Here is a 16395-nt window from a genome sequence, read left to right on the forward strand (position 1 = left end):
CTATGGATCGTCCGTCTTCCCCTGCTGCACCTGCCGCTCAGAACCCCGTGCAGCTATACGGTTCATTCCATCTGGGCGAATTCGAGCTGGCACTGCCGATCGATGCGCTGCAGGAGGTGGTGACCTTCCCCGATGCGATCGCCAGGATGCCGCTGGCACCGGCGCACCTGCTAGGAATGTTCACTCTGCGCGGCCTGCTGATTCCGATCGTGCACCTGGGCAGCTTCCTCGGCCTGCCCAATGGCACTGATCACAGCGAAGCCCGGATCGCGGTGATCGCCTCCGGCGACATGCGCCTGGGCGTTTTGTTTGATCGCACCGGTGAGATCCTGCGAGTGTCGACTGGCCAGATCGTGCCATTGCGTCACGGCAGCGAATCGCTTGGTTTGATCGAAAGCGCATTCCATCTCGGTCAGCGTATTCTGCAGGTGCTCTCGGCCGACGTACTGTCGCGCCTGCCGGGCCTGCCGCATGTACTCAATCCCGACCTTGCACAGCAGGCGAGCCAGCGTCGCATGGCCCAAGGGAGCCGCCATCAGGCGATATCGTTCCAGGTGGGGGGACGACCCATGGCACTGCCGATGGAAGCCATACATGAAATCGTCCGGTTCCCCGTACTGGAGCATTCGGTGCTCGCCGACTCTCGCTGCCGCGGTTGGCTGCAGTTGCGCGGTCGCCCGGTACCGGTAGTCGATTTCGCCAGTTTCCTTGGACTGGAGAGCTGCAGTACGGAAGCAGCCGATGGCTCGGACAGCGAAGACCTGCGCCGCGTGATGGTGCTGCGGCGGGACGACTCCTACCTCGGGCTGCTGGTGGACGAGGTCGACAGCATAGTCGCCTACCTCGGTGCGCAGTTGCTTCCGATGCCGGCTATCCGCGGCCAGGCAGGCTTGTTCGCCGGCTGCATCAGCCGCTGTGACACCGGTGCCCACGACCTGATCTTGGTCAGCGCGCCCGCACTGCTGGCCGAACCCTATATGGCAGAGCTGGCGAAAGGCCATCACGATCTGTATTTGGTGGCCGATGATGAGCTACGCGACGTGGAAACCACTCGCCAGCGAGCACGCGAGACCTGGGTGACGTTCCATCTCGATCGACTGATGGGCCTGCGAATCGAACAGCTATGCGAAGTGATCGACTACGACCCCACGCTAGTTCGACCGCCTGGCGCACCGTCCCATGTGCGCGGCGTGCTCAACTTGCGGCAGACGCTGATCACGGTTATCGACCTGCGCAGTCTTTACAGTATGAAAGAGGCAGAGGACCTTGCTGCGAGCAAGATCCTCATTGTCGAACATGGCGGGTACAAGTACGGCCTTGTGGTGGATGCCGTGCAGAACATTGTGAATATCGAACGCGCCGAAAAGCTGCGCGTTCCCGCTATGGTCGCGAACCAGCTCGACACCGAGTTGCGCCAGGATCTGCGCGAGATCGTCGACTTGCCCGACCAGACCACCATCATGCTGCTGGACTCCGTGCCGCTCATGCAGCGCCTCACCGGTAACGGCGGCGGGTCGACGGTTGTTGCGGCATTGCCCGAACGTGTTGTGGGTCAAGCGTGACGGTCCGCTAGCGGTGGCTATCCTTTCCTCCACGTCGAAGCATGCTCCGAGTCGATCGCGAGGCGAACGCTGCCGGCCTCTCCTTACGATCTTGGAAACCAAGTAAACCGGATCGCCGTGATCACGGGCGCCGACAAGGCGAACCACGCGAGCACCTTCCAGCCGCTTTGCTCGCCCAGCAAAGCGCAGAGCAGTCCTGCCGCCGTGGTCAGCGCAAGCAGGACAGGAGCGGACCAGGTGCGCCCGTGGCGTGGGCTGGACGATGCGCGGCTCATGGCAAATGCTGCGCAGACCCGGTCGCGTCGCCGAGATGTTTGGCGACGATGCGGTCAAGTCGCGTCGATCGCGTGTTGCGTCGAGCGATCCATAGATACAACCCGCTGATAAGAATGCCGATGGTGATCAGATCGAGCAACGCCCAGATAATCTTCAGCGGCAGCCCGCCGTAGTCGCCGAAATGCAGCGGCCGCGACACCTCCAGGGCGCGCAGGTACCAGGGCATCGCGACAACCGCACTGAGTTTGCCCGAGCGGGCATCCACCAGGATCGGAGTAAGCAGACGCGACGTCAGCGTGCTGCGCCCCTTGGCCCAAAACAGATAGTGATAGGGGCTGCCATAAGGGTTGCCGGGATAAACCATGGCGGTTACCGTCATGCCCGGCACAGCACGACTGGCGGTTTCCTTTGCCGTCTGTACGGATGGCAAGGCGAGCTGCGGCGGTACGGCCGTACCTTGATACGAGCCGAGCAGATTTTTCACATCGGTCTGCTGCCATAGAGCGAACAACGGAGTGGAGAGTTCGTTCATCGCACCCGTCGCGCCAACGACCAGTGTCCATGCCATGACGGTGATGCCAAGCATGTTGTGCAGATCCAGCCACTTTAGACGCGACGAACGGTCTGCTCGTACCGTACCGAATGCCAGCTTCTTCATGAAAGGGGCATACAGCACGATGCCGGACACGATCGCCAGGACAAACATCAGCGCCATCGCGCCGAGAAAAAGTTCACCCGGCAAGCCGGCGAACAGATCGGTGTGCAGCGCCAGCATGATGTCGATGAAGGTCCTGGGCTGCTCAGCAGCGGACTTCGATGTCTCCAGAACCTCGCCGGTGCGTGCGTCGAAGCGAATGAAATGCATGCTCTTGGGTTGCGCGCGCATCTGCGTGAACGAAGGCGCCATCCAGACATAGATTTGCGGTTCGTCATCGTCGGCGAACATCGAGGCGATGACCTCGTCGGGATACAGGCGTTGACTCGCTGTCGCCAGGCGATCCAGACTGACTTGCGGGGTGTCGGCGGGCAGGTGGGCATAGTGATGCGGCTGCAGCCACCCATCGATCTCGTCGCGAAAGATCAAGGGCAGGCCGGTGAGGCAGATCAGCAACAGGAACGCCGTGCAAATCAGGCTGCTCCACTTGTGAATGAGATACCAGCGTTTGAGCGAATGCTTGGCGAGCATGACGGCTTACCAATCGTAGGTCGCGCTGGCGTAAAGCGTGCGGCGTACGCCAAAGTTGCAGGTGGCGCTGCTGGTGCAGGCCGAGACATACGTTTTGTCGAGCAGATTGGAGAGGTTGAGCTGCAGCTTGAGTCCCTGCAGCGCTGGGTCGACGGTGCCCATGTCGTAGCGAAGGGCCGCATCGAGCAACGTGAAAGCGGGTACTTTGAACGAATTCACATCGTCGCCGTAGGACGATCCCACATAGCGCAGGCCTGCGGACATGCCCAGGCCCTGCAGCACCGACCCGTGCGCGGTGTAATCGAGCCATAGCGAGGCGGTTTGCCTGGGCACCGCGTATTGGTAATGTCCCTGCACTGGCGCGGCAACACCGTCGTAGCCGGTGTCGATCGTCGGTGTTCGGGTGTAGCGCGAATCGGTATACGCGTAGCTTGCAATCAGGTTCAGGTCGTTGCCGAGCGCGGTACGATCGGATAGTTCCACTCCGCGCGAGCGAATCTCTCCCACCTGGGTCACGAAGCCGGGGTCGAGGGGGGCGGCCTCGGGCACGTTCTGCTCGGTCAGGTTGTAGATGGCCGCTGTCAGCAGGCTGTTGCTTCCGGCCGGCTGAAACTTCAGTCCCGCTTCGTATTGCTGGCCGGTGGTCGGCAATGCCGGTTTACCGCTCGTCGTGATGGATCCGAACTGCGGTTGAAACGACGTGGCGTAGCTCACGTACGGCGCCAGTCCGTTGTCGAACACATAAACCAGACCCGTCCGCCAGGTGAACTTGTTGTCCGACTGGTTGGGGATGGCCAGACTGGCATCGTTGCTGGTCTGATCCGTCTTGATCCAATCCTGGCGAACGCCGAGCAGCAAGCGCCAATGATCCAGGCTCAGCTGATCTTGCCAATACACACCGGTCTGACGGCTGTGGTCGACGTAGGCACTGAGCGAAGCCGGATCGGGGCCGTGTACCGATACGCCGTAGACCGGGGCGAAAATATTGATCGGCGGTACGTCGAAGTTGGAGCCGTAATTCCAGTTTTCATGGAAGCGCGAATACGATGCGCCAAGGAGCATCGTATTTTTGATGGCGCCGAGATCGAACTGCGCCGTCAGACGGTTATCGATCAGGAAGGACCTGGCACTCATATGGCGCACGAACGCGTAGCGATCCAGTGTTTCGCCATCGGCTTCCAAACCGGAAGGCCAGATCATGTTCGCTTCATTGCGGTTGTCGGTGAAACGCGCGTTCTGCTGAAACGTCCAGATGTCGTTGAAGTGATGTTCGAACTGATAGCCGATCATGGCCAGGCGCTGTTCGGCCTTGTTGAAACTCGGATCGCCCGGGTTGAAGTCGGCGGAGACTTTGCCCAGCGGGCTGGGCAGTACCGATCCGACGGCGGGAACGTTGGAGTAATCGCCCATGTCGGGGCTGTAGGTGAAGTTCGACAGCACGGTCAGCGAGGTGTTTTCGTCGGGGTGCCACGTGAGCGCCGGCGCAATGCCGTAACGCTTGTGCTTGATCCACGACGTTTGGGTGCTCTGCGTCAGCCCGACGCCGGTCAATCGGTACAGCCAATGGCCGTCCTGGTCGAGCGGACCGCTGAAGTCGAAGCCGGCCTGATAACGATCATAGTTGCCCAGGCCAAAGGTGATTTCGTGCAGGGGCGTGGCGGTGGGCTGTTTGCTGACGACATCGACGATACCGCCGGGACTGGCTTGCCCATACAACACCGACGGTGGCCCGCTGAGCACTTCGATGCGCTGATAAAAATACGGATCGACCATGTCGTTGGCCGAGCTGTCGTCCTGCAGACCGTCCAGAAACACGCCCGGCGTAAAGCCGCGCAGCTGCAGGCTGTTGGCACCCCAGAAATTGGACGCGGTGCCTTCCGTTTCAGGCACGACGCCGGGGGAATAGCGCAGCGCTTCATTGAGACTTTGCGGCTGCTGATCGTCGATCTGCTGCCGGGTGACGATCGAGATGGACTGGGGTGTTTCGGTGATCGGCGTATCGGTTTTTGTCGCCGCGCTGCCATCGCTGGCGACGTACCCCGTGGCGCCTTGCGCGGTCACCGTGACTTTGGAAAGCGTCTTTGCGTGCGTACTCGGGCTGGTTTTTGTTTCCATGGGCACTGCATCGCCACCCGTCTGTGACGTCGCATCGCCGGCATAGCTGGACGATGCCGCGATGGCCACGGCCAAGGCTGTCGCCCACGTACGCTTGCGCAGTCCATGAAGCGGCACGGGGAAGATTAGGCGGGAAGGGCTGGAGCAAACGAACGGCGCAACGCGCCGCTTAGGCAAAGCGTTTTTCACGAAAGGAAGTCCCAGTCAGGTCAGCGAAGTTGCTCGTCGGACCGACGGGACGGCCACACAAGCAAGGCGATGAGGCTGCTGGCGTGGGCTGGCTACCTTTAATGAGAACAATTATCGTTTATATGTATTCAGGTGACAAGTCAGAGGGGCGCTACGATCGTGAGCTTGGCCGACTGTGCAGAACCCCAAGCGCATGTGAAATTCACTCCGACGTGTCGATGCCAAGCGAGCGATCCGAATAACCGGATCGCGAATGTTCCGAGCACCAAGAGATACGCATGCGATGCCCGCATGAGGGCCGGGGTTATCGTTACCGTCCCGGCCAATCGGGTCGGTCAATAACTGCCGACGGTGACGCGAAGCAGCGTCGGCCTGCTGCCGAAATTGAGCCCGTAGTCGGTTTCGTCGCCGTTCCACAGGCGCTGCATGTGCCACTGGCCGTCGATGAAGCTGCCTTGTTCGACGCGCAGCAGCTGGCCGTGACGGTGATCGTCGTTGTGTCTCTCGAATTCCACCCGCGCATCGACGCCGCACACCAGAAACTCGGTGTCGGTTTGCCGGACGATCAGCAGGTGGCCGTCGGCCGAGGGATTGCCCGGAAGCTCGGCTGGGGCGTCACCCCACATCGGCGCACCGAAGGACACCTTGGCCTGCCAGCGGCCAATATCGAGCGTCTTCTTCGGCTGGCCGCGCAGCTCTATCGCCGCCAGCAGCCGGCCATCGAAGGCGGCCTTCGCCACCTGACGTTGCATGGCACCGACTAGCTGGAAGTTGCGCGCATGCGCGGCGGTAGCAGCCTGCAGCGCCGGTGTGTCGTCTGCGTTGTCGACGCCGAAGATCGAGAAGCCGATGCCGCCCTTCGCCAGCACGTAGAAAAAATACGGCGCATTGCCCGCTTCGTCGCCCGTCTCGGAAATCCACGCGGGATTGTCCGGGCGCGCATACTGGTCGACCACCTTGGTAAATTCGCCGTAGTCGGTGGTGTACAGATCCGTGCCGATCAGGTCGATGTGCGGCGCGCTGGCTTTCCACAGATCCAGCACGTTCCAGGTGGCGCCGCCGCTGGGGTAATCGTCGCCGGGCAGGTGTTTGCCCTTGTAGCGCAGCCAGGTGTTGACGTACATCGGCAGCGGGTAAACCGCCTTACCGGCGGCCGCTACCTGATCGATATAGCGGGATATGCCATAGGCGTTGAACATCTCGTCGGCATCGGTGCCGAAGACGTCGCTCCAGCTGCCGTCGGGTCGATGCAGGGCGGCGGCGAGCGACGATGGCAGCTTGCTATGGAAAGCCGCGTTGGCGGCAGTGCTGTGATCGCGGATGCCGCCGATCATGCCGGGCTCGTTTTCCACCTGAACCATGATCACGGTGTGCTGCTCGCCGTCTTTCTGCTTGAGGTAACGCATCAGGGCGGCAAAGGCTTTTTCGTCGGCCTGCAGGTTGCTGGCGGCATACGGGGACAGATCCTCGACCGGCTCGCCGTGTGCGTCGAGTGCGCGCGGGTAATGCGCGGGATCGCTCTTGATCCAGCCGGGGGCGTAATGCATCTGGCCGTTTTTCCAGCTGCCGAACCAGAGCAGGATCAGGTGCACGCCGTGCTGGCGCGACTGATCGATCAACGCATCGATATTGGTGGTGTCCAAGTGACCGGGCTCGGGCTCGAACTGCTCCCAGTAGACCGGCGCTTCCACGGTGTTGGCGTGCAGTGCTTCCACGCTGCGCCAGGTGTCGGGTAGGGTGTCGGGCCATGCGCTGGAGTTGTGCAGCTGTGCGGCCATCACCGTATAGGGTGCGCCATCCACGAACAGCGCAAAGCGCCCGTGTTGTTGCACCAGCCTGGGCAGCTCGGCAGCGAACGATGGCGATGCAAACAAGGCGCACAGGCATCCTGCCCATAACCGGTAGCGAAAACGCGCAAGAGAAAACATGGACAGTCCTCGATGGCCGGCGCGAGCGCCGGCCATCTTTTGCAAAGTCAGAACGTGACGCTGGCTCGCACCCAGTAGTAACGTCCGATCTGGTCGTAGGTATAGGCATCCGTATTGGAATTGCTGCCCCACTGGTAGAACAGCGGCGGTGTCTTGTCGGCGATATTGTCGATGCCGAGCGACACGGTGGTGTGATATTTGGCGAAGTCGTAGCTCGCCGACACGTTGTTGTAGGTATACGCGCCGATCTTGTGCTCGACACCGGGGATGCTTTCATCGGCCGAATAGCCTTCGGAAAGCACGTCGCTGCCTACGCGGGTGCGGCCGATATAGCGCATCGTCCAGCTGGCGCCCCAGTTGCCGAGTTTCCAGTTCAGCGTGCCCAGGCCGCGCCAGCGCGGAAACTCGCCGTAGACCGAGCAGTACGAGCCGGCGCAGTGCGTGACCGGCACGCTGGCATCGCCCGGGGCGGTATCGACGTCGTAGCGCGCGGTATAGGTGCCGTTGAGGCTGACCGCAAACTTGCCGTAAGTGTCGGTGGCGAACGTGTATTGAACGGTGGAGTCCACGCCCTTGGCGGCGGTCTGCCCCAGATTCACCGTCGGCAGGCTGATATAGCTGATCTGTCCGTTGCCCGAACGATGAATCAGGCTGCACAGTTTTTCGCTGTAGTAGCACTCGTTGAGGATCGTGCTGGGATCGAGGCCGTCGACGATGGTGTCGTTGAGATTGATGCGCCACACGTCCGCGCTGAACGACAGCCCGGGGAGCCAATGCGGATCGTAGACCAGGCCGAAGTCGAAGGACTTGCCGTACTCGGGCCGCAGATCGTAGCCGGCGGCGACCGAACCTGAACTCTTGACCCCGAGCTGCGCGTTGTTCTGCTGAAAGCTGCCGTCGGTAGGCACGTTGACGCATGCCGCCGCGTGACCGCCCGTGTAGCCATCGCAAATGTCGGTGGCGGCATACGCACCGCCCGATGTGCCGGCGTACAGCTCGCTGATGTTCGGCGCGCGGAACACCTGCGAAACCGTGCCGCGCAGCAGCAGGTCGGCAATCGGACGCCACTCGAGCGCGACCTTGCTGTTGGTGGTCGAGCCGGATGCGCTGTAGTCGGAGTAGCGCGAACCGATATCCAGGTTCAGGGAATAGAACAACGGCTTCTGCGACAGCAGCGGAATCAGCGTTTCGACATAGGCCTCTTTCACGTTGTAGCTGCCGCTGAGCACGGTGCCGCAGTCTTCCACCACGCCGCACAGGCCGGCGTAGTCACCGTCGCTGATGGCGGTGGCGATCGGCGTGTCGGTGGTGTCGGATTGCGATTCCTTGCGGTACGACAGGCCGGCCGCCAGGCTGACCGGGCCGGCAGGCAGATCGAACAACTCACCGTTGGCGCTGACCTCGGCCTGCTTCATGGTGTAGGTATATTCGGTCACCGGATTGACGATCAGTTTTTTCAGCGCGGCAATCGTGGTGGGGTCATTGACATTGAAAATGTTGATCGGCGTGCAGCCGGCGATGACGTTGCCGGCCGAGCCGCACTTGACCACACCGTCGGTGTCCTTGAACGACGCACCCAGCGCTTCCTCGAGACCCGAATAGTTGATGAAGCCCTCGTTCTCGGTTTTCTGCTTGACCTTGGCGTAGTTGATGTCCGCATTCCACTGCCAGCTGCTGTCGCCGAAATTCCCTTTGATTCCCGGTGTGAACTGCAGGTTGTAGGTCTGGCTGGCAAAGTCGCGGTTGCCCAGCGAGGTCAGGCGGGTATTGAAGTCGTTGTAGCTTTGGCCGGTGCTGCGGTCGGTGCCGAAATTGACGCCGAACGGGTTGTAGTAGCTGTTCTTGGAAATGAAGAAGTCGTCGGAGTTGGCGAAGATCGGCACCGGCGCGATGATCGAGGACGACGAGGTCTTGTTGTAGAACAGGTTGGCGTAGGCGTCGACGTTGGGCGTGATCTTGAAATCGCCGACCAGCGACAGGTTGGTGCGCTCCTGCGGCGTCTCCACCAGGTTGTAGGGCTGGTAGTTGTACGAGTCGGCCGAGGTATACGTGTGGTAATCCGCGAGCGTCGTCACACCGGTAACGCCATTGTTGAGTGTTACATAGGTGCCGTCGGCGTTCTCGACCAGGCCGGTCGGCGTGGCCGACGAACCCAGATGGACCACGCCGCCATTTTTCAAGGCCAGCGCATATTGTGCGAAGCTACGCTGGCTGGATGAAATAGCGTTCTGGCTCTGCTGACTCGCGCCGACCAGCAGGTTCCAGCGATCGCCGGAGATGCCGCCCATCGCGCTGAAGTTGCGCCGGTTGCCGTCGCCGTGCGAGCTGATGCCGTAGTCGCTGGTCAGCTGCACGCCCGTGTAGCGGTCCTTCAGAATGAAATTGACGACGCCGCCGATGGCGTCGGAGCCGTACACGGACGAAGCGCCATCGCTGAGCACCTCGATGCGCTCGATCATGTACGAGGGAATGATGTTGACATCGTCGTAGGCCAGGCGGTGGCCGTTGACCAGGATCAGCGTACGGTTGGAGCCGAGACCGCGCAACGATACCGTCGACGCGCCCGTGCCGCCGCCGTTGTCGATGCCGGGGTTGGTGGCATTGCCGGCGATCGCGGGCAGCTGCTGGATCAGATCGCCCACGGTCGGCTTGCCGCTGGCGGCGATTTGCGCGCTGTCGATGGTGACCACCGGGTTGGACGTTTCGGTATCGACGCGGCGTATCAGCGAACCGGTCACCGTCACGGCGTCGAGATTCTTGGTGCCTTTCGCCGGCGTGTTGGTGTCCGTGCCGGTATTCGCGTCCTGGGCATGCACAACGACGCTACCCAGCAAACCGACGGCGAGGGCAACCCTCACCGCATGCGAGAGAAGCGGATGACGTCGACAGGGCGGATGGTCGGATAGAACCTGAGATAGATTGAGCATGATGTCCTCGCTTGAATAGGCTGACGGTGGATGCGGCTTGGGGACGCATGCCTGGGTGGTGGATTGGCACTAACGGTCTGGCATCCATGCGCGCCTCGCCGTTGCGCTCCGGAAGCTCCGGAACGGCGGGGCAAACGCTCTCTAAATTTTTCGTCAGACGCGGCGACCCTACGCCAGCGCTGCGAAGCGATATGTGTGGTGCGATGCGAAGCGCTTGTGAGCGATCCGACAAATTTCTATTTAGACGTCTTTACGGCGAAAACGTTCTAGCTATTTTCCGACGTGACGTCGGATTTCCAGTAAACCGCATAGCGCTCGGCATGAATTTGATTCAGCGGCGCAACGGCGATCTTGCCTTGTCGAGTTGTCGCTTCGAAACTCAGTTCGGATGCCAGGTGGACGCGCATCCAGCTGCTGACGTCCTGCGCGGCGTTGGCGAGAATCGTCGGCGATGGCTGCGGCTTGGGTTCGGGGTTGGGCGCGGCGTCGTAACCGCAGTACTGCATGGACTGCGTCAGTCCCGCACTGCCCAGTCGCGCCGCAAGCACCAGCGGTCCGTAAAGCACGGCACGCTGCTCGTCATCGCCGGGCAGGGCTTCGGTATACAGCTGCATCGGCAAATCCAGCTCGATGCGGTCGCCGTCACGCCACTCGCGGCGCAGAGTCAGATAGCTGCCGGGCGAGGCAAATACGTCCAGCGTTTCACCGTTCACGCGTACGGCGGCATCCGGACCTATCCACTGCGGAATACGCAAATGGATGGCGCGATGTTCCGGTGCCTTGAGACCGAGCACCAGACGCGTCAGCGGCTCGCGCGGGAACGCCGTCTCCTGACGCAGCGTCAGCTGCTCTTCCGGCCAGCTCAATTCGGAGGGAATAAACAGGTTGACGTAGAGGTCTTTGCCTTCGCGGAAATAGATGCTGTCGTTGAAGCGGGCAAACTCTTCGGCGCCGGAGCCGGTGCAGCACCAGAAGGAATCGGTTGGCGAGTTGTAGAACTTGTTGCCGCCCGGCTGCAGCGGGTAGTAGTAGAGCTTCAGGCCGTTGGCATCTTGCGTACCCAGCCGCGCGTTGTAGAGCGTGCGCTCGTAGTAGTCGAACGCGCGGGGATCGCCGTTCCAGGCGTAAATGTGTCTGGTGAGTTTGAGCAGGTTGTAGGCCACGCAGCACTCGGCGGCGTAAAGACCCAGTTGGCCTTTCAGATCGCCAGGCCCGGTGTTCCAGAACTCGCCGTTGCTGGAGCCGCCGGTCGCGTAGGTGCGCTCGGTGGTCACGGTTTCCCAGAAAAACTCGGCAATGCGCCGATAGCGCGGATCGCCGGTCAGTTCGTAGCGTCGCGCCGCACCGATGATCTTGGGAATCTGGGTATTGCTGTGCAAGCCCTGCAACTCGTCGCGATGCGCAGCGAGCGGATCGAACAGGGATACCTGATCGAAGCGGTGTGCGGCGTCCATGTAGCGACCGTTGCCGGTGATGGCATACAGCTCGTACATCGACTCGTTCATGCCGCCGTATTCGGTCTTCAGAATGTGCGCGAGTTGGGCATCGGAGAAACCGTTGAGCCAGCGCACCGTCCAGTTGCCGATACCGGTGGCAACCGTCAGAGCCTGTCGATTGCCGGCATACCGGTACATATCGAGCATGCCGGCCTGAATCTTGTGGATCGTGTAGAACGGCGCCCACACTTTCTGGCCGCTGCTCAGGCGATCGAAGAAGCTTTCCGGAAAGGCGCTCAGATAACCGTTGGGCTGCTGGCACGCCGCCAGCTGCGTCACCAGTTCGTCGGCACGCGCCTTGAGTATTTCATCGCCCTGGCTGGCATACGCGAACGCCGCCGCCGACAGATAGTGCCCTCCGCTGAAATGGCCGCGCAATTCGCAATCGGGCTTTTCCCAGCCTCCCAGGGGGGCTGCACTCGATGCGAGGCCAGCCTGCACGCGAAAACTTCGTGCCAGCCGATCGACCGGAATGCTCTGCAGATAGCGACGGTTGATCGCTGCGCCGGTCGCAAAATCGCTGTCCAGCAAGCGGACCTGATTCAGCGCGAACGCATGCATGCTTTGCACCGGCTTTTCGCGCGATGCCGCATCGATCAGCGTGGCGTCGGAAACCGCGGCCTTCGGATCGGCAACGTCGGGAGCGAATGCGCGCACGGCGGGCGTCACGGCAGCGGAGGCGAGCAGGGCGGCTGCGCCTTTGATGAACCGTCTGCGATGGACGTCGCCGCTGTGCATCCCGATCCCCGTATATGCATCGCGCCTTTGGCGAGATGCGCTGATAGTTCCACCTTCGCTTTCATCGTGCCGTCACATAGACCTGTCGTCTTGTGTCATTTGCGGCTATTGCATGCGGAATACGGCATAGTTTTATGCGTCGCGTTGTTCTTTTCGCGCAGACGCAGCGCGCCTAGCGATCCGCTGCGTGTATCGCTGCAAGGCCGTATGTAACGTCCTGTGCGTACGAGAACGTCGCACGTGGTGATCGTGTGCAGTACCGCGTCGTTGATACGTTGGCGGGCAAATTACCGAGGTGGCAATGCAGCGACGGGTGCATCGATACGCAGCAGCATCACGTCATGCCGCTGCATGGCGATGGGCATTCCTTCCACGAGAGTGACAACTTGGTTGCTCCACAGATCATGCGCGGGTTGTCTACTTTTCAACCCCAGGCGCGACAGCGACAGATGCATCGGATGGCTTCCGGCGTGACGATCGCTGCCTACGTTGAATATCGCCAGCGCCAGCGCGCCGCCCTGCAACGGTCTAGTCCACACTTCGATTTCTCCATCGGCATACGCACGCGTGGCCTGTTGACCGAGCGGATCCTGATCGATGGCGATCACCGCGCGCTGCGTGAGGATGGCCTTGGTCGTCGGCGTCATATGCGCCAGATCGTTGCCCGCCAGCAGCGGCGCGGCAAGCATCGCCCACCAGCTGAAGTGGGCGCGATTTTCCGCAGGCGTCAGCTTGCCGTTGCCCACTTCCAGCATGTCCGGATCGTTCCAGTGGCCGGGGCCGGCATAAGCGGCGAGTCCGGCCTGCTGCGTGGCGATGGCATAAATGCGATCCCATTCCGGCGTGATGTCGCCGGTCGTGCGCCACAGGTTGCCGCCGATATCCGTGCCGGTAGCCCACTCCCACGGCGCGTCCCAGCCGTACTGGCACAGCGAAAAAACGATGGGTCGGCCGGTCGCCTTCAGCGCTGCATGCATGCGCCGATAGGCACCGATCATCAGCTGCATCTGCCGATCGGGATCGTGCGGCGCCTGCGCCTGCATCACGTCCTGGATATAGCTGCACAAATCGTATTTGAGATAGTCGACGCCCCAATCGGCATAGCGGCGTGCGTCCTGTGTCTCGTGGCCAAGCGAGCCGGTATAGCCACCGCAGGTCTTGCTGCCGGGCGAGGAATAAAGCCCGAGCTTGAGACCGCGCGCATGGACGTAGTCGGCCAGCGCCTTCATGTCCGGAAAATGTGCGTTGGGCTGGATCACTCCGTTCGCATCGCGCACGCCCTGCCAGCCATCGTCGATGTTGACGTAGACGTAGCCGGCATCGCGCATGCCGCTGGATACCAGCGCGTCGGCGGCGGCGCGCACGTCCGCATCGCTGACCTTGTCGGCGAAAAAATTCCAGCTGTTCCAGCCCATCGGCGGGGTGGGGGCGACCGGCGTTGCGGCGAATGCCCGTGCGCCGAATAACAGCGCGGCGCTGAAAATAACGGCAGTGATCAGACGCATGCGATGACCTCAATGGCGGGTTTTCAAATGAATCGTGCGGCAACCTCAATACGCTGCCCCGGCTTGCCCCGAACGCGAACGGCGTCGTCGCGCCGATCGGCGGCATCGATCGCCACGCCATCCAGCCGCGCCTCGGCCAAACGTTTGCCGGTCGGCGCGCGTAGGCTCAGCCACGTGTCCTTGGGGCTGCCGCGATCGGGCAAGGTCAGCTCGCCTTCGACATCGCCGTTGCTGCTTGTTTGCAAGCGGAAGCTCACGTATCCCCAACGCGTCGGCGCGCGTTCGATGCCTACCGGTTGACCGCTGGCCATCCATGCGCGGGGAATCGCGCGTCCCAAGTAAAGCGTTTCGCCCGCGCTGTCGTCGAATACCAGCGCCCAGCGCAGCAGCAGCGGTATCGTCATCTGTGCCGGGATGCAGAACAGCGGCATGCCGCCGCTGATATCGGACACTTCACCGGCGGTCCAACTGCCCGGCGTGTGCGCGTGATGGCGGTGGGCGTAGAGAAACAGCAGGTACTCGTCGATGCGTCCCAGGCGCAGCAGCTGCTGCGCGTAGCCGTAGGAAATGAAACCGAGGATATCGCGGCCGTCCTTGCTGACCGGACCGATGTTGGCAACCACGCCGATGCTGGTCGCGCCGTGCCCGCGCATGCAGTCGATCACCAGATGGGCCAGTTCGTCGGGCAGTATGTCGGCCTGCAACAGCTCGGCGTAGGCGCGATGCGGCCACTGTTGCTCGCTGGGTGTCTCTTTGGCCAGCGACTCGCGGAAGGTGAGCTTCGCGCCCGGCAGCGGGCCGATATAGGGCGGCTTTAGATCATGTCGGATATTGGCGCGCAGCGTGCGCACGGTTTGCTCGCGCAGCATGTCGGCGCGCCTACGCCAGTCGTGTGAGCGCGCGGTGTCACCCGGCGCGATGTTCGGCCAGACAGCGGCGAGGTCATAGAGCCCACGAGCCGCCATGGCGCTATTGGCGTAATACGGTTTCCACCACAGCGTGGGATCGGGAAACAGGCAGGCGTCCGATTCGTTCCAGCCGTGGATCAAGCCGTGGCCGGGATCGGCGCTGTCCAGCTTCAGGCTCTCGTCGTGCAGTTCCAGCAGCACCTGCGCGGTGGCTTCGATCTTGGGCCGATGTTTGCGCAGCAGAGCAAGATCGCCGGCATAGAAGGCATAGCGCGCCAGCAGCGAGAGCGTCAGACCGAACTGCGCAGTTTCGGCGCCGCGCATGTTGATCAGGCCGTTGTCCTGCACGAAATCAGTGAAGTATTCGTCCAGTACCGCGGCCGCCTGCGCGAAGCGGCCCCATTCGAGGTTGGCGTACAGCGAGCTGGTGAAGGTGTCCTGGAAGCCGTCGTATTCGTTGCCGTAGTAATCGCGATCCACCGCGCCGTATTTCGGATAGGTGCCGTCGGGACGCACCACCAGTTCGCGGGCGAACGCATAGCGCGCCATGTCGCTCCAGCCCGGTGCGGGAATCGACGCCACGCTGATGCCGCTCAGTTCGGCCTGCCAGTCATCATGAAAACGCAGCAGGGCGGCATAGAACGCGGCCGGTTCCGGCGGCAGCCGTCGCGGCGGATAGCTGGGATAGCTGTGGCCATACGCCACCTTGCTGATGCTGCCATGCTCGATCAGCGCGGTGCGATGCCAGGTCTGCACCACGAATCGATCGGTGGCATCGACGTCGGCAAACACCAGCACGTCGTACCAGCGGTCGTCGTCGATCGGTACGACCTTGTGCACGGCCGGCATCCATCCGCCCAGCAGGCCCTCGCGCCGACGCGCCACGCGCTTTGAATCGTGCAGCTCGGCGAAGATCTGATCGGAGTGATAGGTGCGGGTGCTGCCCGAGGTATATACCGGCATGGTATCGGCGCACTGGCGCGTGCCGACGAAGGTCGTCCACGGCAGCCGGCCGTAGTAGTTTTCGGGATTGAGCTGCGACGCGACGGGCGGTGCGGCCAGGCGCACCTGCGCTTCGTCGGGTTCGCCGTGCGCAAGCAGGTAATCGGCCAACAGGTCCGCTTCGGCAAGAGCGATGTCGGCCAGCTGCATGTCGAAGTAGGGCGCGCCGTCGGCGGCGAACGAGGGCTCGGTACGCTTGCTCAGTACGCAGGCCACACCGCCGCTGACCAGGATCAGTTCGCCGTCGGGCTGGGTGAGATCTTCGAACACCTGCCAGTCAAGCGTGGCCTGTTTGAACGAGCCGAGCAGTTGATGGCCCTGAGTGGATATTTTTGAAAGCGCTACTCGCACCGGTGGCGCTGTGGTCTTTGGCGTTGCCGTGGATGACGTCGACGCCGCGGCGACCGGATCGCTTCCCGCCGCGTAAAGTCCGACGGCGGCGCCAGTCGTTGCCAGGCCTTGAAGAAAGCGTCGACGATGCATGGATTCCATACTCCCCCGAAACGGGCGGGATCATTCGGTGGTGGCAGAAAGAGGCCCGCGTATCGGGGAATCGCGCCTCG

The 16395-nt window shown here is 62.1% G+C and carries 8 protein-coding genes; 1 reads left to right on the forward strand and 7 read right to left on the reverse strand.

The window, feature by feature from the left end; translation table 11 throughout:
* Positions 1 to 2: 2 nt before the first annotated feature.
* Complete coding sequence (locus HDE76_RS00555; RefSeq protein ID WP_184504747.1) at positions 3 to 1562, forward strand: chemotaxis protein CheW; 1560 nt, start codon at positions 3 to 5, stop codon at positions 1560 to 1562.
* Between the two features lie 271 nt (positions 1563 to 1833).
* Here the strand turns inward: HDE76_RS00555 and HDE76_RS00560 are convergent, their stop codons facing one another.
* The 7 genes from HDE76_RS00560 to HDE76_RS00590 form a co-directional block, all read right to left on the reverse strand.
* Positions 1834 to 3024, reverse strand: coding sequence for a PepSY-associated TM helix domain-containing protein (locus HDE76_RS00560; protein WP_184504749.1), 1191 nt, complete (start codon positions 3022 to 3024; stop codon positions 1834 to 1836).
* Between the two features lie 6 nt (positions 3025 to 3030).
* On the reverse strand, positions 3031 to 5208 hold the full coding sequence (locus HDE76_RS00565) for a TonB-dependent siderophore receptor (protein ID WP_343205646.1): 2178 nt from the start codon (positions 5206 to 5208) through the stop codon (positions 3031 to 3033).
* Positions 5209 to 5663: 455 nt separating this feature from the next.
* Positions 5664 to 7256, reverse strand: coding sequence for a DUF5597 domain-containing protein (locus HDE76_RS00570; RefSeq protein ID WP_184504753.1), 1593 nt, complete (start codon positions 7254 to 7256; stop codon positions 5664 to 5666).
* A gap of 47 nt (positions 7257 to 7303) precedes the next feature.
* Positions 7304 to 10183: a TonB-dependent receptor gene (locus tag HDE76_RS00575; protein ID WP_184504755.1), complete on the reverse strand. Its 2880-nt coding sequence runs from the start codon at positions 10181 to 10183 to the stop codon at positions 7304 to 7306.
* A 266-nt stretch (positions 10184 to 10449) separates the two neighbouring features.
* Positions 10450 to 12417, reverse strand: a complete 1968-nt coding sequence (locus tag HDE76_RS00580) for a glycoside hydrolase family 127 protein (protein ID WP_184504758.1) — start codon at positions 12415 to 12417, stop codon at positions 10450 to 10452.
* 287 nt (positions 12418 to 12704) lie between these two features.
* On the reverse strand, positions 12705 to 13922 hold the full coding sequence (locus HDE76_RS00585) for a glycoside hydrolase family 27 protein (RefSeq protein ID WP_184504760.1): 1218 nt from the start codon (positions 13920 to 13922) through the stop codon (positions 12705 to 12707).
* Positions 13923 to 13945: 23 nt separating this feature from the next.
* Positions 13946 to 16315 (reverse strand): Tat pathway signal protein, encoded by a 2370-nt coding sequence (locus tag HDE76_RS00590; protein ID WP_184504762.1) that lies wholly within the window; start codon positions 16313 to 16315, stop codon positions 13946 to 13948.
* Between the last annotated feature and the right edge of the window lie 80 nt (positions 16316 to 16395).

Source organism: Rhodanobacter sp. ANJX3, assembly GCF_014200755.1.
GTDB lineage: Bacteria > Pseudomonadota > Gammaproteobacteria > Xanthomonadales > Rhodanobacteraceae > Rhodanobacter.

What these genes read in the sequence shown, in the direction of transcription:
- HDE76_RS00555 (WP_184504747.1), top strand. Translation starts at nt 3, where the DNA reads ATGGATCGTCCGTCTTCCCCTGCTGCACCTGCCGCTCAGAACCCCGTG.
- HDE76_RS00560 (WP_184504749.1), bottom strand. Translation starts at nt 3,024, where the DNA reads ATGCTCGCCAAGCATTCGCTCAAACGCTGGTATCTCATTCACAAGTGG.
- HDE76_RS00570 (WP_184504753.1), bottom strand. Translation starts at nt 7,256, where the DNA reads ATGTTTTCTCTTGCGCGTTTTCGCTACCGGTTATGGGCAGGATGCCTG.
- HDE76_RS00575 (WP_184504755.1), bottom strand. Translation starts at nt 10,183, where the DNA reads ATGCTCAATCTATCTCAGGTTCTATCCGACCATCCGCCCTGTCGACGT.
- HDE76_RS00580 (WP_184504758.1), bottom strand. Translation starts at nt 12,417, where the DNA reads ATGCACAGCGGCGACGTCCATCGCAGACGGTTCATCAAAGGCGCAGCC.
- HDE76_RS00585 (WP_184504760.1), bottom strand. Translation starts at nt 13,922, where the DNA reads ATGCGTCTGATCACTGCCGTTATTTTCAGCGCCGCGCTGTTATTCGGC.
- HDE76_RS00590 (WP_184504762.1), bottom strand. Translation starts at nt 16,315, where the DNA reads ATGCATCGTCGACGCTTTCTTCAAGGCCTGGCAACGACTGGCGCCGCC.